Annotated in this window: 15 protein-coding genes and 1 pseudogene; 4 read left to right on the forward strand and 12 right to left on the reverse strand. The window is 44.9% G+C overall.

Annotated features, from left to right (window positions below; all coding sequences use genetic code 11):
- Positions 1-407: 407 nt before the first annotated feature.
- The 5 genes and pseudogenes from BLW49_RS00570 to BLW49_RS00590 form a co-directional block, all read right to left on the reverse strand.
- Positions 408-2,021, reverse strand: a complete 1,614-nt coding sequence (locus BLW49_RS00570) for a catalase (RefSeq protein ID WP_090722579.1) — start codon at positions 2,019-2,021, stop codon at positions 408-410.
- Positions 2,022-2,234: 213 nt separating this feature from the next.
- A pseudogene (locus tag BLW49_RS00575) lies at positions 2,235-2,990 on the reverse strand (SDR family NAD(P)-dependent oxidoreductase).
- Between the two features lie 104 nt (positions 2,991-3,094).
- A complete protein-coding gene (locus tag BLW49_RS00580; RefSeq protein WP_090722581.1) occupies positions 3,095-4,180 on the reverse strand; it encodes a Gfo/Idh/MocA family protein in 1,086 nt (361 codons plus the stop codon).
- A 135-nt stretch (positions 4,181-4,315) separates the two neighbouring features.
- Entirely contained in the window at positions 4,316-6,268 is a 1,953-nt protein-coding gene (locus tag BLW49_RS00585) for an amidase family protein (protein ID WP_256209520.1), read from the reverse strand.
- A gap of 166 nt (positions 6,269-6,434) precedes the next feature.
- Positions 6,435-7,292, reverse strand: a complete 858-nt coding sequence (locus BLW49_RS00590) for an aldo/keto reductase (protein WP_076310876.1) — start codon at positions 7,290-7,292, stop codon at positions 6,435-6,437.
- 202 nt (positions 7,293-7,494) lie between these two features.
- Here BLW49_RS00590 and BLW49_RS00595 point away from each other — a divergent pair, with 202 nt between their 5' ends.
- Positions 7,495-8,322, forward strand: a complete 828-nt coding sequence (locus tag BLW49_RS00595; RefSeq protein ID WP_076310877.1) for an SPL family radical SAM protein — start codon at positions 7,495-7,497, stop codon at positions 8,320-8,322.
- Between the two features lie 97 nt (positions 8,323-8,419).
- Here BLW49_RS00595 and BLW49_RS29435 read toward each other — a convergent pair whose 3' ends face one another.
- Both BLW49_RS29435 and BLW49_RS00605 read right to left on the reverse strand, forming a co-directional pair.
- Positions 8,420-8,488: a universal stress protein gene (locus BLW49_RS29435; protein ID WP_076312482.1), complete on the reverse strand. Its 69-nt coding sequence runs from the start codon at positions 8,486-8,488 to the stop codon at positions 8,420-8,422.
- A gap of 13 nt (positions 8,489-8,501) precedes the next feature.
- Positions 8,502-9,968 (reverse strand): SulP family inorganic anion transporter, encoded by a 1,467-nt coding sequence (locus BLW49_RS00605; RefSeq protein ID WP_076310878.1) that lies wholly within the window; start codon positions 9,966-9,968, stop codon positions 8,502-8,504.
- Between the two features lie 165 nt (positions 9,969-10,133).
- On the opposite strand from BLW49_RS00605, the gene BLW49_RS00610 reads away from it, so the two are divergent.
- Both BLW49_RS00610 and csaA read left to right on the forward strand, forming a co-directional pair.
- The gene (locus tag BLW49_RS00610; RefSeq protein WP_076310879.1) at positions 10,134-10,682 is read left to right on the forward strand and encodes a recombinase family protein; all 549 of its coding nucleotides are present in this window, start codon (positions 10,134-10,136) and stop codon (positions 10,680-10,682) included.
- A 16-nt stretch (positions 10,683-10,698) separates the two neighbouring features.
- A complete protein-coding gene (gene csaA, locus BLW49_RS00615) occupies positions 10,699-11,028 on the forward strand; it encodes a chaperone CsaA (RefSeq protein WP_090722583.1) in 330 nt (109 codons plus the stop codon).
- Positions 11,029-11,165: 137 nt separating this feature from the next.
- Here the strand turns inward: csaA and BLW49_RS00620 are convergent, their stop codons facing one another.
- The 5 genes from BLW49_RS00620 to BLW49_RS00640 all read right to left on the reverse strand — a co-directional run bounded on the left by BLW49_RS00620 (position 11,166) and on the right by BLW49_RS00640 (position 17,041).
- On the reverse strand, positions 11,166-12,314 hold the full coding sequence (locus tag BLW49_RS00620; protein ID WP_090722584.1) for a beta propeller repeat protein: 1,149 nt from the start codon (positions 12,312-12,314) through the stop codon (positions 11,166-11,168).
- Positions 12,315-12,329: 15 nt separating this feature from the next.
- Positions 12,330-14,012 (reverse strand): glycoside hydrolase family 13 protein, encoded by a 1,683-nt coding sequence (locus tag BLW49_RS00625; RefSeq protein ID WP_090722586.1) that lies wholly within the window; start codon positions 14,010-14,012, stop codon positions 12,330-12,332.
- A gap of 205 nt (positions 14,013-14,217) precedes the next feature.
- Positions 14,218-15,285, reverse strand: coding sequence for a glycosyltransferase family 4 protein (locus BLW49_RS00630; protein WP_090722588.1), 1,068 nt, complete (start codon positions 15,283-15,285; stop codon positions 14,218-14,220).
- Positions 15,286-15,291: 6 nt separating this feature from the next.
- A complete protein-coding gene (locus BLW49_RS00635; protein WP_090722589.1) occupies positions 15,292-16,509 on the reverse strand; it encodes a glycosyltransferase family 2 protein in 1,218 nt (405 codons plus the stop codon).
- Between the two features lie 160 nt (positions 16,510-16,669).
- A complete protein-coding gene (locus BLW49_RS00640; RefSeq protein WP_047914261.1) occupies positions 16,670-17,041 on the reverse strand; it encodes a hypothetical protein in 372 nt (123 codons plus the stop codon).
- Positions 17,042-17,217: 176 nt separating this feature from the next.
- Here BLW49_RS00640 and BLW49_RS00645 point away from each other — a divergent pair, with 176 nt between their 5' ends.
- Positions 17,218-18,462 carry a sialidase family protein gene (locus tag BLW49_RS00645; RefSeq protein ID WP_256209521.1) on the forward strand — a complete coding sequence of 415 codons (1,245 nt, stop codon included), beginning with the start codon at positions 17,218-17,220 and terminating at the stop codon, positions 18,460-18,462.
- The last annotated feature ends 70 nt before the right edge of the window (positions 18,463-18,532 follow it).

The raw sequence follows: 18,532 nt of genomic DNA on the forward strand, positions 1-18,532 counted from the left end.
CGCTCCCTTATCTTCTTAGATAAGCAAGCGGCTCTATTGCCGATCAAGTAGTCACCCGTCTTGGAAAGACTACCTGAGATATGCATTTGTTGTGTATGTAATATAGCAAACAATGGAAAAATGGTCAAGCTGCCAACTAAATTATGCATCTAAAGAACCAACCCGTCTATAAGCCTTCACACAGTTGATAAATCTCTTCCTTATTGCACAAATCTCGTCCCCATCTTATCATATTGTATAAAAAAATCCCTCAACAGCATGGAATATCGTTCATGATCAACAGGATCAGTCCGACTCATGTTAACTATCGAGGGATATTTTATCAGACATAAGAATACTTGGGCCTATGTACTTTATCCGCCGAAATAGAAGATCTTCTCAGCAGACTAGCTCACCGCAAGCCATTCTTAATAAGGATCCTGCTCGTGTCCTTTTTGAATCGCTTCATCCACTGCCCCAGGTGCATCATCGGCTCCAAGCGGATGTGTTTGTGCAACACTGTTATTGTCACCCATCATTTTGCTCTTCTCTGCAATGCCTTCTCTCAAGCGGCGTCCATAGTCATCATCGGCCTGCTCTGCAAGAGCAATCATTTTATCTTGAATGTCCTTCGGGCAGATGGCAAGATCGTTCACCATGTTGTTGATCAGCTCATCCTTTTCCCATTGTTCAAAATCACGGTAGGTTTGACCTGCCTGCTTCGTATTGTCATTGCGGTCTATGGACTGTCGGACAAGATTGCCTTCGACATACGGGGTGTACTCTTTCCCTGTCTGCTCTGCTTCTGTAAGTCCGCCCATACTGGAAGGCTCGTAGTTCACATGCAGGTTCTGCCTTGGTGCCTTATCGTTATAATAACGAAGCTGACCGCCCTCCTGGTTGGTTGCAACACGCTTCTTCGCGGCATTGATCGGCAGCTGCAAATAGTTCGCACCTACACGATAGCGCTGTGTATCCGAATAGGAGAAGGTGCGACCCTGCAGCATTTTGTCATCCGAGAAATCAAGTCCATCGACCAGTACTCCTGTACCAAAAGCAGACTGCTCTACTTCATTGAAATAGTTCTCAGGAGACTTGTTCAGCACCATGCGTCCAACCTTCTTCCATGGGAACTGATCATTTGGCCACAGCTTTGTGTCATCCAGCGGATCAAAATCGAGCTCTTCATTCGGACCATCCTCCATGATCTGCACGAACAACTCCCATTCCGGGTAGTCACCACTCTCGATAGCCTCATACAAGTCCTGCGTCGCATGGTTGAAGTTCTTCCCTTGAATCTCTTCTGCTTCCTTTACAGTGAGGTTCTTAATGCCTTGCTTGGGTTCCCAATGATATTTGACAAGCACTGCTTTTCCTTCTTGATTGACCCATTTGTATGTGTTTACTCCCGAGCCCTGCATCATTCGGTAGTTCGCTGGAATGCCCCATGGAGAATAGACAAATGTAACCATATGAAAGGATTCCGGCGAATTGGCACAGAAATCGAAGAACCGTCTCGCGTCCTGAATATTGGTCACTGGATCTGGACGGAACGCATGAATCATATCAGGGAACTTCATTGCATCCCGGATAAAGAAAATTTTGAGATTGTTGCCAACGAGATCCCAGTTGCCGTCTTCTGTATAAAATTTAACTGCAAATCCGCGCGGGTCACGCACCGTTTCCGGAGAGTGCAGGCCGTGTACAACGGTAGAGAAACGCACGAAGACGGGTGTTTGCTTGCCTTTTTCCTGGAACAGCTTGGCACGAGTGTACTTGGATATCGGCTCATCCCCGCATGTTCCATAGGCTTCAAAGTAACCATGAGCTCCTGCTCCTCTGGCATGTACAATGCGTTCGGGCACCTTTTCCCGGTCAAAATGGCTTATTTTTTCGATAAAATCGTAGTTTTCCAGAGTTGCAGGCCCCCGATTGCTGACCGTTCTAATATTCTGATTGTTTGTAATCGGATGACCTTGTCGATTCGTTAAAGTTTGGTCGTCTTCTATGTTCGTTTTCGGATCAGTATTATGCGTATCCAATGCATGTACCTACTTTCCTATAATATGGGTGAGGTCAAGCCTACCCCTTGTATATTTTCCACAACTGGAATTTTTATTCTTATATTTGTGAGCATAAAATGATTGCAAAGTGTAGACTCATGAAAATTTACAACCAAAAAACCCCTTCCCGGCTGTATCGCCAAAAAGGGGCTTAGATCTAAATCCTTATATATTTTAATAAAGGCTGACCGGTTACATCGCACCCATACCGCCGTCAACGCGATACTGCACACCTGTAATAAATGAGCTCTCATCAGAAGCGAGAAATAGTACGAGATTGGCGATATCACTGGATTCAGCATAAAGTCCCAGCGGGATGGCCTTGGCCAATGTCTCCTGATCCGTCTGCATTCCCGTTTCGAGGGAGCGCATCATACGTGTATTGACTGGTGAAGGGTGAATGGAGTTTACACGAACATTTTTGCTGGCTACCTCAAGTGCGGCTGCTTTGGTCAGTCCCACAACCGCATGCTTCGAGGTAATATAAGGTGTTACTCCAATGCTTCCGCTTAATCCGGCGACGGATGAAGTGTTGATAACACTTCCTTAGCCTTGATTTACAAGCACTTTAAGCACATGCTTCAATCCGAGGAACACACCCCTGACATTCACAGCAATAACCTTATCGAAATCCTGAACCTCTTGTTCCATGATCGGCGCAACCTTACCTTCGATCCCGGCATTATTAAAGAATATATCAATTTTACCAAATTGATCCACGGTCGCTTTTACATACTTCTCCACATCTGCTTCATTCGATACATCTGCTTGGATAGCAACGATTTCACCGTGTGATGACAATTCCGACTTCACCGTATCGAGGGCATCCTGCACGAGGTCTACAATAACCACCTTCGCGCCTTCCTTCAGAAACCGCTCTGCAGTCACTTTACCGATTCCGCCGGCTCCTCCTGTAATGATCGCAACTTTGTCTGTTAGTGTAGCCATTTCGCATGTCTCCTGTCATTTATATTCTGGGTTATAACTCGACCTAAGTAATTTACCCAATTGACAGAAAAATACGAGGTTCTAGAGAATTAATGGACGATTACCTATCTGCTTGACCACGGCATAATTTCAGTGATGACCTCTTGACCTTCCTTGATTGATCTCTTCATCATCATGGATAAATAATGATCCTGCGCTGCCTTTGCAAAATTATAGAATGAAGGTCCTAAATCTAATGCATACAGGCCCATCTTATACATGCTTGTCGCAACAGCAATCTCCTCGTCCGACAGCCTTCCGCTTTCGAATCGATTCTCATAGATCATCTCCGATTCAAATTGGATTCCCCGGTGCGCGTATCCTTCCAGATTTCCTCCGTGTCCTGTATCTATTCTTCTTAAGCGGGATGTGACGGGCGTTCTGAAATCCTTCAGATAAGAAACCTCGTCATTGACAATTTCTCCACGCTCCCCGCGAACCAAGATCCGATTCCCCCGAATCCAAGAGAAGTACTGAACATTGGAAAAATCAAACACCGCGGTCTTCTCTCCAAATTGAAATACTGCCAATTCCTGAATGGACTGAACGATCTCTTCGTTTTCAGGCAAGCCCTGTCTGCCCGGTCCTTTCACAATGGGACTTGTAAATTGATGTCCTGTAATACTCGCCTTCTCATACCCGGCCCCCAGCAATTCTCTGATCAGGCTTATTCCATGATATCCATGTGCAGCTGATACTTGAACATGAGAGATCTCACCAAGAATACCGGACCGGGCAAGACGAATTCTGGCCGCATGCATCGGCTGATACAAGTACTGCTCTGCGACTTCCACCTTAGCATTTGCGGGCAGCTCCTGATGCAGCTTCAATAGTCCGTCCATATCTGGAGCTGGAGGCGTCTCGGCGAGTACAGGTATTCCCTGCTTGCTCAGCTCAGCTATGTAATTCGGATTGGCATCCCATGGTACAGAAATAATCGCATACGAATAGTCCCGGTTCTCCAGGAATTGATCCAATGTTGTTACGGTCTTTATTCCCCATTTCTTCTGAAACAGGTCAGCCTTAGCCCCATTTCGAACCAACACTCTGCTTACTTCAAATAGATCCGGCAGCATTGCGGCCACACGCATAAAAAATTCAGCTCTCCAGCCAGCCCCAATTACTGAGAATACGATTTTATTTTTATCCATCTCTCATCCTCAACCTTCCATTTCATATCATCCTATTTATAACACATCGCCCTAGGGGCTGACTCAATTTCTGGATTGGACACGCAAAAAAACAGCGGACTAATACATCCGCCGTTCGATAATGTTAACCGATCTTTATGGAGTTAAGACAGGAGCCGTACGATGCTGGGTGTTCTGTTCGTAGGAGTAGGCAAGCTTGATCAATGTCGGTTCACTGAAAGGTCTTCCGATGAAATCCAACCCAACCGGCATGTTGTCAGAGGCTCTGAAGCCAGCCGGAACCGTTATTGTCGGGTAACCTGTAAAGGAGCTGAGCTTAAAGCCATCGCCGATGGTTTGCTCATCCCCGATCTTTGAAATCGGGTTTGCGGAAGTAGGAAAAATAAGAGCATCCAGATCATAATCCGCCATCATCTTAAGTACGGCATCCTGTGCTAATTGGGTACGATGAAGAACAATATCTTTGTATGACTCATCCTCAAGGGATTCCCGATTGTTGCGCTCAATAAGCTGTGTCTTTACCGATTCATCGTATAAGCCGGATTCGATGATCGCTGCAAGATCCTCATATGCCCGTTCTTCTCCCAGCGATTCGAGATAATCATTAAACTGAAATTTGAATTCCCAGCCGCTAAGACTGGCATAACTGTTGATCTGTTTAAAGTTAGGGATCTCAACATGATCAATGAGTACAGCACCTTGGTCTTTCATGTCCTGAATTGCCTCATCCATCACATCATTGATATCTGGATCCGAGCCAAACATTTCACGGACAATACCAATTCTGGCCCCGTTTAATCCTGCTGGGTCCAAATAATGCAGATATGACTCCGGAATGCGGTCCACACTTGCTGCTGTAGTCACATCATCAGGGTCATAGCCTACTGTTGCGTCAAGAATTGCAGCTGCGTCAGCAACGGTTCTAGCAATCGGCCCTCCAGTATCCTGTGTCAATGCTAATGGCATGATTCCGTCTCTACTCGACAAACCAATGGTGGGACGAATTCCGACCAGATTGTTAAATGAAGACGGCACTCGAATAGAACCGCCGGTATCACTGCCCATTCCTGCGGCGGCAAAGCTCGCCGCAATCGATGCCCCCGTCCCGCCACTTGAGCCTCCAGGCACTTTGGATACATTATACGGATTTAGCGTCTGACCAGACACCGAGCTTACTGTTGTATATCCAAATGCAAATTCGTGCAAATTGGACTTCGCTAGTATGATTGCCCCGGCTTCTTTCAGCTTCTCTACTTGATATGCATCATCCAATGGAACACTTTCTTTTAATGCTAATGAACCTCCCGTAGTTGGCATGTCCGCTGTATCGAAATTATCTTTTAAAATGACAGGTATTCCATGAAGGGCACCTCTTGATCCACTCTTCCCACGCTCGGCATCCAGCTCCTTAGCCAGCTCGTCCGCCTGCTCATTAAGGGAAATAATTGAGTTAAGCTTCGGGCCCTGTACATCGTATTTCTCGATACGTTCCAGATACATATCCACCAGCTCTGCGGAGGTAACTCTTCCCGAAGTCATTGCTTTCTGCAAATCCGAGATGGATGCCTCTACGACACTCACCGGCTGTAAATATTGATAGACCCTGAGAGCAACAACTGCTGCATCCCCTTTGGTAAGGGGTTTACCATAACCATATGTATGTTCCGCAATCCCCTTCATCACGCCGGCCGTCGTGATTACACCAATTGAGCTTGCATAAGGACTATTGATCGGAATGTCCTGATACAGCATTTCTTCAACATAAGGCACATCAATTATTTCATCCAGCAAGAGAGCTGCCACTTCTCTCTTGATCTGATCCGAATGCGTAATTTCCGTAATAAGACGCTCAGCGCCGGCTTCCTTGGCCGCCAGATTAATGAGCTCCGCAAACTGTTCGGTACTGATGGACTTGTGTCGTTCAGTTTCCACAGTCCATTCACTCGGAGCCCAATTCAGTTCCATAAATTCAGACCATTCCGTGCTGACAGGTGCTGCAACCGCTCTCTCGCCAGAAAAACCGGCTACTGGAAGCAGCAGCCCTCCAGCCAAGAGCACACTCATAATTTGCATTTTGCTATTTCTCATACTCCATTCCCTCGCCCTCATTCTATTAATGTTATCTAAACTAACATATAATAGAATAAGAGACTTGTAAATAAGGGAATTGGAACATTATTTTAGCTATTCGTACGTAAATCGGATTAAAAAATACAAAAATCGCACTTTCACACGTAAGGTTTAATCACATTATTTAAATCATTTCCAGAGGCACTTTATGATCGGGCTTCGGAAATGCTATATCCAGCTCGTTGAGATCTTCCTCCGTTAGCTCCACCTCATAAACAGCAGCATTTTGTTTTACATGCTCCTCCTTAGAGGATTTAGGGATAGCGAGCACTTGACCGTTCCGAATACTCCAAGCAAGCATTAACTGCAGCGGAGTTATATTATGTTTCTCAGCAACTGACATTACAGTCTCATTGCCAATAATTTCACGACGCAGTGTACCTCCCTGTGCAAGCGGAGAATAGGCCATAATTGGGATCTGATGCTCCGCCTGCCATGGCATGAGATCAACCTCAATCCCTCTCGAGCCAAGGTGATACAGTACCTGATTAACCGCACAATTACTGCCTTTAGATACAGATACCAGCTCTTCCATATCTTCTGTATCCAGATTGGAAACGCCCCAACGCGCGATTTTGCCGTCCTGAACAAGCTTCTCCATACCTTCTACTGTTTCGGCCAGCGGTACGTCTCCTCTCCAGTGAAGCAAATACAAATCCAAATGGTCTGTCTTCAGTCTGCGCAGGCTCTGCTCACAGCGGGTAATGATCCGGTTTCGTCCTGCATTATGAGGATATACTTTAGAGACAAGGAATACTTCTTCCCTAATACCATGGATCGCTTCTCCCACAAGTGATTCGGACAAGCCCTCGCCATACATTTCTGCGGTATCAATAACATGCATGCCCAGCTCAACACCAAGGCGAAGTGCAGCAATCTCTTCATTTCGTACGGAAGGATCATCTCCCATGCGCCAGGTTCCTTGTCCAATTGCGGGAAGCACGGTGCCATCTGCCAGCTTAATTGTATTTCTCTTGATCATGATTACATCTCCTTTTTATGCTGTAATATTACATTTAATGAATTAGGTAATTGCTGGATTATCCGGCTACGAATGTTATACCCGAATCTGATATCTCATAATCGAACGATGTTACATTCAGGCGACCAATAAGAATATATGTTCCCATATAGCCTTTCATGTATTATAATAGAATCTGTTCTATCAGAATAGAGGTGTATCTATGTCCAAAAGAGATATTCAGTATTTATATAAAAATCCAAAGTCACTGATGAATAAAGGAACTGGATTCCTGTCTGGCTACACCCATACGTTGAATCCATATACCGGGTGTTCGTTTGGATGCTCGTATTGCTACGTCCGCCGGATGCCTGTCTCTCTATTTCGCGGGTCGGAATGGGGAACTTGGGTAGATGTGAAGCAGGAAGCGTCAACCGTATTCCTTAAGGAATTAAAGCGTGCCACAGCTAAGGGGCCGGTTACGATCTTTATGTCTTCCAGTACAGATCCTTATCAGCCCATCGAATATAAAGAGCAGATTACTCGTTCCCTGCTGGAAGCAATGTGCGAATCTCCTCCGGATTTTATACTGGTACAAACCAGAAGCCCTCTCGTCACTAGGGATATCGATTTATTCACAGCACTGGGTGACAGGGTGCGTGTCAGTATTACGATCGAAACCGATCTGGATGAGGTCAGAAAACATTTTTCTCCCTCTGCTCCTCCTATTGCTGCCCGTATAAAGGCACTGCAGAAATTAACAGAGGCAGGCATTCCGACTCAAGCAGCGATCGCTCCGATTCTGCCAAGCAGTGAGGCTTTTGCCTCCAAGCTTAGTCATGCCACCAACCGCGTTACCATTGATGATTATTTCATGGGAGATGGCAGCGGCGGTAAAAGAACAAGGCAGCTGGGGATGGATGCTTTATATGATGAGATAGACTCATCAGCATGGTATGACTCCGCTGCATATCAAATCGTCCTTTCTCGGATGCGAAGCGTTTTTCCGGAAGATCGGGTATATATTAGTCAAGAGGGCTTTGAGCCTTAAGATATATGCAAGAAGGTCCTGCACTACTGAATATTCAGCAGAGCAGGACCTTCTTATTATTCATCAAGCAAAATATTGTTCGCCCTGTTACCTCACATTACTTCACAACAAGGACAGGACAATGCACATTCTTCACTACTTTATGACTTACACTTCCAAGCACCATAAGAATATCTGTTTTAATGTGTACTCAATTTACCCTTGCTGTCTGTAAATACCGCCAGCTTATCGATCATGCGCTGACTCGCTTCATTTAGTCCGGTCAGTCTGACTTCATTGTTATTCTCTCTGTATTTCAAGATGATTTTATCAATCGCGCCTACAGCAGAATCATCCCAAACATGAGAATTGGAGAAGTCAATGACGATGTCGCGATCTTGTACAGACAGATCAAAGGATTGTTCAAATGTCGTGGTAGAGGCGAAGAATAATTGTCCCTTCACCTTGAACACCTGTTTCTTGACATCCTCCGCTGGCTTGGTCACTTCCAGTTTCGATATCTTCGCCACGAAGAACACCGCGCTTAAGATGACACCAGCAATAACTCCTTTGGAGAGGTCATGGGTGGCAACAACAATAATTACGGTAACCACCATAACGATGGCGTCCGGACGGGGCGCTTTTTTCAAATATTGGAATGAAGACCAATCAAACGTCCCGATACAGACCATGACCATGATTCCAGCAAGAACGGGCATCGGCATTAGGACTACCAGATCACCAAGTACAAGAATCAGAAACATAAGAAACAGCCCTGCCACGAGCGTAGACAAACGGCTGCGTCCGCCTGATTTTACATTAATCATGGACTGACCGATCATGGCGCATCCCGCCATACCGCCGAAGAACGCTGTGACGAAGTTTGCAATCCCTTGCCCCCTAGCTTCACGATTCTTGTCACTCTCTGTATCTGTCATATCATCGACAATGGATGAAGTAAGCAGTGATTCAAGCAACCCGACAATTGCGAGTGCGAAAGAATATGGTAATATAATCTGTAGTGTTTCGATAGAGAACGGCACATCAGGCATCAAAAATGACGGTAAGGTCTGGGTAATGTTCCCCATATCCCCTACGGTCTGAAGATTAAATCCTGTAAATACGGATACAACAGTTAATACGACGATGGCAATCAATGGTGCAGGAATGGCCTTGAAGAATCGAGGCACGACGTATACGATAAGCAGTGTGATACCTAGGAACACATAGGTTGCTCCATTGATGCCCCAGAAATAAGGGACCTGCGCCATAAAGATCAGAATGGCCAGTGAATTGACGAAGCCAATCATGACGGCACGTGGAATAAACTTCATCAGTGTAGCTACTTTGAACACACCTAGCAGGAATTGAATAATACCTGTTAATATGGTAGCTGCAAGCATGTACTCAATCCCGTGCTCCCTCACCAGGGGAGCAAGAACCAAGGCCATGGCCCCTGTCGCTGCTGAGATCATCGCTGGTCTGCCGCCAGCAAAAGCAATGATTACAGCAATACAGAAGGAAGCATACAAACCGACCATAGGGTCCACACCCGCAATCAGTGAGAAGGCAATGGCTTCCGGGATGAGCGCAAGAGCTACAACAATGCCGGACAAAATATCAGCTCTTACATTAAAAAACCATGTTCTCTTGAGATTTTCTAACACTTTCTCTCCACACCTCTTTATCTATTTTTGAGAACCTGACTTTTAAGTCTCATAAAAGTCAAGGCATCATATACATCCAAGTTATCAATACCTTCGTTAGTTTATCATGGATCGTTCCAAAATGGAACCTTTTTGAGACTAGTGAATGTCCAAGGAGTTTAATACATGCTAATCGGATATGTAAGACCTTATCAGGACGATTTACAATGTAACCACCAGCAAGCCGTATTGGCCCAATATGCCTGCGAGCATATCATTGCCGAGGAGCATGGCTCTGCTAAGAAACGAACTGCGTTGTACGGTCTATTAGACAAGCTAGTGCCCGGTGATCATATCGTTGTTGCTAAATTATTTGCACTCGCTGATTCAACGAGGCACCTGGCCGAACTGCTCGATGGGCTGCGCAATAGAGGCTGCTATCTTATTTCCGCAAAAGAAGGGATCAATACAAGTGCTTCTACCGGCTTGGCCTTTCATGAGATGGTGCACCAACTGCTCGATTTTCAAAGTGATGTAATTAGTGAGAAGACTAAAAAAGGATTATATGAAGCAAAGCAGAAGGGGATTAGACCCGGACGCCCCAAAAAACCGGACGAAAACGTCAAAAAAGCGATTGTTATGTATCAAAGCAATCAATATAGTCTGGCACAGATAAAAGACGAAACTGGAATCAGCAAATCTACACTGTATCGATATCTCGATTCCGAAAATTAAACTTGGAGGAAATGGCATGGCCACGATAGATGATTTTGTAAAGCTGGATATTCGTATCGGGACCATTATTAAGGCAGCGGCTTTTCCGGAAGCAAGAAAGCCCGCAATCAAGCTGGAGATCGATTTTGGAGAACTAGGGATCAAGCAGTCTTCTGCACAAATCACGAAACGATATATACCCGATGAATTAATCGGAAGGCAGATTGCAGCAGTAGTAAACTTCCCTCCGCGCCGAATTGCCGGCTATGTATCCGAGGTTCTCGTACTCGGCGGCGTTCCAGAAGAAGGCGATGTCATCTTGCTGAGACCCGATGAAGAAGTGCCTAATGGAACACCGATCGCTTAAAAATTGCAATCTCGAACCGCACAAAGGAGCAGACCTTTGATTTTCAATTAATCAAAAGGTCTGCTCCTCCGTTCATTTTACAAATCGGATCGGCCATGAACACTCATCTGCTCCATTCATTAGCCGAGTATAACGAATCACTCGTTAGGCTGCTCCAGAACCAAGACCTCAGTCCAAGAATGACCTCCGTCTCCCGTTCGATAAATTGCAGGATGCATGAGGCTTGTATCTGCCATCCAGCCTTTATTACGTTCCGTGAAGGAAATGTCACTTTCGTATCCTTGAATAGACGGCAGGTTCGTCCACGTCTTCCCGCCATCGGAAGAGCTTCCCACGCCGATCTTCTCCCCTGCCGGTGAGAACCCAGCGAGATAGGCCGCCCCAGTTACAAGCGATAAATTTCCTGGATGCCCGGCAGGTGCTGCAGGACCGGCATCTGTATACCCTGGTTCGTCGCCAGGCCCGGGTCCGGCTCCTGCTGTATCTTGACCGATCACTTTGACAAAGCTCTGACCGGCATTGCTCGAAGCGTATACGGCGTAGGATTGCTGGGACATACCAGCCCCGCCGTTCAGCCTCACCCATACCTCCTGGCCGTTCACGGCGATTTCACCGCCACTAACTGTCTCCGAGGATACGGAGAGACGTACCTTCCAGTCTGTGCCGCCATTTGTCGTTTGATGCAGCTTATATCCGTATCCCGGATGAACTGTCAGTGCATAACCTTTCTTCGCATCTGTGAATACCGCATATCTTGTATTCGTCGGTGTGGCTATCTTGCTCCAGCTGCTGCCTCCATCGTAGGTATGGTAAGTGTAAGCCTGGGAGTAGCCAAATCCCTCATCCTCCTTAGTGAAATCGATACGCTGCAGATACATGTCCCCCGTTTTTATCTTCGTTAATGACTTACCACCATCATCCGTATGCAGTAGCGCATTCGGTCCGTCACTTGAGGATTTCGCCAGCGCATAACCTACTTTATTATTGATAAAATCAAGCTGAGTGAACTGCCAAGTTCCTGTATAGATGTTCTGCCAGTGATCACCGGCATCGGATGTGCCAATCATATATCCATTACCTGCTGCACGTCCCGTCGTTCCGTTTAAGAACTGAATGTCACTAATATAGAAGGTCTCTCCTCCTGCAGGCTTATTCCCTGTGAGCTCACTCGTATCCTGAGCTGAGACCGAACCCATTGCAGTCATAGATCCTGTCAGCGCTAAAGTTAAAGTTAATTTCGTTAATCTAGCGAATGGAGCTAGTCTTCCGGTTGTTCTGCTTCCCATGATTCATTCTCCCCTTTATGTCAACAGCTTGTATACTCTTGCTTCAAATGGCTTTAATGTGAATTGCTTAGAGATGCCCTTATCCTGAATTTCATAGTTATGAATCAGCAGCTGTGAATCGGAGTACTTAATATTTTCATTAAGCATGAATTCCGCTTCCTGTTCTGAGAAATTTAGCACAACGATGAGCATCTCTTGTTCTAGTGATCTTGTATAGGCATAGATCTGTTCGTCCTCCTCATGTAGCAGCTCATAATCACCATACACAATAACAGGATGTTCTTTTCTAAGCTGAATCAGCTTCTGATAATAGTAAAACACCGAATTCGGATCTGACAGTGCCTCTTCAACATTGATTGCTGTATAGTTCGGATTCAGCTGAATCCAGGGTGTACCTGTCGTAAATCCAGCATGTTCACGTTGATTCCAGTGCATCGGTGTTCTTGCATTGTCTCTGCTTCGCTCATAGATTGACTGCATTAACAGATCATGCTGATGCCCGGACTGAGTATACTCGTGGAACATATTTAAGGTTTCAATATCCCTATAATCATCTATCGAAGCAAAATTCACATTCGTCATTCCGATTTCTTCCCCTTGATATATATAAGGTGTCCCTTTCAGCGTATGCAGCAGAGTGCCCAGCAATTTGGCCGATTCTATTCTATAACGATCATCATTTCCGAAACGTGAGACCATTCTCGGCTGATCATGATTGTTCAAATACAGGCTGTTCCAGCCTCGATCCTTCAGCGTTTGCTGCCATTTGTGCATTACCCGCTTAAAATCACTCAGTTTCCATGGAATGATATCCCATTTGCCAAGCGGTCCGTTGCCTACATTCATCAGCTCGAAATGAAATACCATGTTCAATTCGTTGCGATCTTCCGCTACGTAATTAACGGCCTCTTCAGGTGATACATCTAAACATTCACCTACCGTCATAATGTCGTACTTCGAGAGAACTTCCCAATTCATCTCCTGCAAATATTCGTGCACTCTCGGTCCGTTCACAAAATATTCCCCTCCCCAATGATAGGAGGAATCTCCTGTTTCCTCGGCGTCTGGAAACCGCTGATCCTTTGATATCAAATTAATAACATCCATGCGAAATCCATCAATACCTTTGTCCAGCCACCAGGTCATCATCTGGTACACTTCCTTGCGTACCTGCTCGTTCTCCCAATTTAAATCCGGCTGCTTCTTGGAGAATAGATGCAGATAGTACTCATTCGTTTCGGGCTGATGCTGCCAGGCAGAACCGCGAAAATAAGACATCCAATTGCTCGGTTCCTCTCCATTCTTGCCTGGCCGCCATATATAGTAATCTCGATACACATTATCCTTGGACTTCTGTGCTTCTACGAACCAAGCATGCTCATCTGAAGTATGATTGACGACTAGATCCATGATCAGTTTCATTCCACGTTCATGCAGACCCTCGAGCAGCTCCTCCCAATCCTCTAATGTCCCGAACTCATCCATAATCTGCTGATAATGCCTTATATCGTAGCCGTTATCATCATTCGGAGAGTCATAGACAGGGCACAGCCATACGACATCTGCGCCAAGTTTTTTTAAGTAATCCAGCTTCGAGATGATTCCTTGAAGATCACCGATACCGTCTCCGTTGCTATCCATGAAGCTGCGTGGGTAAATTTGGTATACGACACTTTCTTTCCACCATTGCTTTTTCATAACTGTTGATGCGCACTTCCCTTCTCTGCTGACTTTAACTAGCTTTAAATATTAATTACTTTCTTATATAGTTATTTAACCAATATACTTCATTACTTATTTCCATTTTTCTAGCTTGTCCAATCTAGATCTTGAACATTAGGAAGTAAAGACAAAAAAAGAAGGGAGCAGTCTCCCATCTCTACTCATGATTTAGTTCGAAAAATTATCTTGTGATCCTAGATAACATGGACTCAAATTGATCGCAGTATATAGAAGTGGAAAATTCGCTCTTAATATGCTGCTCAGCAGCCGAAATAATCTGATTCCTTAAGCCTCGGTTTCGCATTAAGGTGAGAGATTCACCTACCGCATGCTTGATATCTCCGAGGTTATAATATTTGCCGGTTACATTATGCTTAATAAACCGCTTTACTCCATCCGAGTCGGTAGATAGTACCGGGCATCTGCATAGCATTGCTTCTGCTACAGCGTAGCCAAAGCCCTCTTTAATCGAGGTCGAGCACAAGAATCCTCCTGAATCTCCAATGATTGATAAATAGTCCGCCATTAGCTCATGAGGAATATTCGAGTATCGAATCAATCGCTCAGACAAATTTAGTGTACGTACACTAAATTCGAAATAATCTTTCTGCGAGGGATCGGATAGTGTATCATCATCGAACATCCATAAATACAGATCGGGAATCTGCTTACGCAGCTCAAAACCGATTCTTAAGTATTCGCTCCAATTCTTGTTCTGTTCGATACGGCCGATCCAGCCTATAATCGGATAGGGTTTAGGGGGATAGGACACATATCCAAAGTGCTCCGTATCCAGTGGATCATCAAAACAGAACTGCGGGATGGCAGGGAAGATTTGCTCAAACCACTGCTTTAAATGTGAAGTTCGGGGATATAACAATGCGTCTGCATATTCTCGAATTCCTGAATCGAACACCTTCAGCAGCTCAAGGGCAGTGTCTGTCGTACCCAGTCCTTGAATCTCAAAGACCGCTTTGCCACGAAAGCCCATTTCCTTTACCTTTTGAAGCAGATGAATGTCTGTACAAACGACGATGATGTCATAATCCTCTGATTCAATGATACGCTTGATTTCCTCGTTATCATTAGTTACGAACGTTTTAATCCCTTTTATATTTTTACGTCCTTCACCATCAACCGCATATAATAGATGACATTCATACCCGCGAGCCATAAGTGCCTTGCTTCTTATCCGATTTAGCGTCTCCATACCACCGCTCGGATTAAAAAAAGTAAATAGTATTTTCATCCTCCACTACCACGCATTCATATATTTAAATTTTATGGCCTGAACAAGCTGCTCAGTTTTAAACAATTCGTTATAATAATCAAGCTTCTGCGGCAAATAGGGTGCGAACCGATAACCGATCTGTGAATGATCTGGTGTGTAATAATTAGACATTGCGCTTGGCTCGGCCTTCGATAATTCGATTAGCAAGGTTTCCATTTCCACCACGTCTGTTGTACATACATTGTTTAGAATCATCGTGTAAGGGGTTTGAATCATCTGAACCGCAATGAGACTGGCTACAAGTTCATTTACTGTGGGATACCACTTGAAATCCGTTATGGGATGGGGGACTTTGGACAACAGTGCTTGAGCACTCTGATCTGTGGTCAGATCCAGCACATAGCAATAGTAATTACTAAAGCTTTGCTCATATAGATTCTCCAATCTCATAAGAGCTGCTTCATCTGCGATACTTATGGGGAACAACACCGTGACTTGAGGCTTCATTTTTCTTCTTGATCGAGCCAGATGACGTGCCAAATGATACGTATATCTCCATCTTCGATGCTGCTCACTTGATTTGAGTGTCGCCGACACGCTATAGGTCGAATTCACTCTGTAATCCATCAGCTCGACCGGGATATATCGAATCTCGCAATTCTCCGTCAAACGGAGCCAATAATCATAATCCTCTACAGGTACAAGATGATAACCATCAATCATTTTGGCATACTTGGACTTATACATAAACGAAACACCGATAATCGATGAATCCAGCAGCCTCTCCTTGGGTCTGCTCTGGTATTTGCGTAGTGCAGCCAGCTGATGCTCATTATGAAGACGGCTTCCGTTATTATCAATAGACTGAAAGGAGCTGTATACCAAACCTAACTCATCAGATCCCTTCTTCAGCTCTCTGCGCAGCATCTCCAGATAATAGGGATAATACACGTTGTCACTTGATACCCACGTCAAATATTCGATATGTTCATCCAAGAACAAATGCTGGAATCCGGTATTCAGTGCATGCGCAACACCTTGATTATTAGGATAAGCTACGATTTTAACTCGCTGATCTCCATTCACTATGCTCTTGACCAGCGGTTCCATCTCAGGAGCACCATCAATTACAATCACCATCTTGAATTTGCTAAAAGATTGGTTTAACACGGACTCCAGTGCTGCTTGGAGAAATTCGGGCTTCTGTACATATACAGGCATGACCACACCTAAATCAATCAAACCCAATCACCTCTTCCGCACATTTGGTATAGTGTATGAATCGTTGGACAAATGGATTGTGCGGATACCCTCATTCCCACAACTCGATCAAACCCGAAGAACCCATTGTTATAAAACAATGGGCAGATAAAATGTTCTATAAAATGAAACTTTGGCTGTATTAAATGGACAATGCAGAAATAGGAGTCAGTTCGGATTGAAGCACACCTTGCTCTGTAACAAGATTACCAAATTCATCTAAACCAAAAGTAGATATTGCCGCTTCTGTAAGGGTCGTGTCAATATTGTACTGCACTTCATAAGCCACATTTCCTGCAATATTAAATGAGCGAATGTCTGCGTTATCTGGAGCGATCGAATAACTGGAGACATATAACGGAGTAAGTGTCAAAGTGGTTATTGGAACGACGTAGACCACTACGATGATACTGGCAACAGAGTTCCCCACATTTCGAACACTAACTACCGCATTCGTAGCAGCTGTACCAAAAGCTCTTGTGTTTGTAATAAGTCCAGTAGTATACACGGGCATACCTTTCTCCTCCTTTCATCTTACACTATCATTTATATTCAGCAGATTCAGAGAGTTATAGACTAACACCTTTACATGTGCGGATTTATGACAAAAACGGGTGTTGTCCCAATCAGAACCGATGCTGTGTATATAGAATAAGAATAGATAAGACGAATGAAAGGGGGAGATTGCCGTTGACCAATTTTAATTTTCAAGTGACTCCAGTTGGTAATCCCAAGTTCGAACCTAGTGTCGCCGTGAATTATCTAATCCCCGGCATCATGGTCGCTACCGCAGTGGATACAACAACAGGAGTCCCGATCATTGGGGTATACCGATCCTTGAACGGTGGATTTTCTTGGTCCAACGCCCTCTTACCCCTTCCTCCAGGGTTCACAGGAGCAGAGGCTTCTGCGGTTGCTTATGCCTTTCCAAATATTTTTGTCATTACTGCCCATGCTTTTCCTGGCGCGTCTGACGGGACAGCGATCATTTATATATCTACCGACAATGGGGCAACATTCAGCGCACCGAGAATAGTAAATCAGGGATATGGTACTTATATAAATAATGATGAGACGAATGTCATATGCGATACGGCTCAGTCCAGTCCTTATTTAGGAAATATCTATGTGACCTACAATCACCAGTTTAATGTAGCGAATGCAGGGAACTCCACAGCCTTCTTCAGCAGATCAACCGATGGTGGTATTACGTGGCAGACACCTGTACTTCTATCTAGTGAAGCGGATCAAGTCGAACGTCCGGAGGTAGCTGTAGGTCTAACCGGAACCGTGTACGGAGCCTGGATCACGACTGATCCGACAGGACGTTTTGTTGTTCGCCGTTCCTTTGATGGGGGAGTTACCTTTGAGCCTCCAGTTCTCGTCTCCACCGTTTCCCTCGTTCCCACCGTACTTCCCGTTACCGGATACGGCTTCCGTGTTCTTACCTTTGCCAGCATTTCCACTGATCGCTCTATAGGTCCGAATACAGAGGCCGTTTATGCCGTATGGCAGGATTTTCGACTAGGCTACTCGGATATATTTATGTCCAAATCTACAGACCTCGGAGGAACCTGGTCTGCCCCTGTAAGTATTACTGGCGCACCGGCTGGTTCACAGAACTTCTTCCCTTCCGTTGATGTCGATCCACTTACCGGAGTCGTTAACATCATTTATTATAGCAATCAGATCAATGGGTTTAATCTTGATGTATACGTTGCCCGCTCCATCAATGGAGGTCAGACCTTTACTAACACACGGATCACCAATGTCTCATTTAATCCGAACGGTTCAAGTCCTACCCCAGTTCCGCTGATTGGAGATTATATTGATATTATCAGTGTTCCTCCAGGGGGTTACATTGGTGTCTGGACAGATACTAGTACCGGAGCTCAAACTATCTTTGCAGGATATTCGGATATTGTCATTACTTGAATCCATATACACCTGGTTTATTCGAACAAAAATAGATCATTCGTCAATAAACGAATGATCTATTTTAACG

Origin of the sequence: Paenibacillus sp. PDC88, assembly GCF_900106725.1 — a bacterium.
Lineage (GTDB): Bacteria > Bacillota > Bacilli > Paenibacillales > Paenibacillaceae > Paenibacillus > Paenibacillus shunpengii.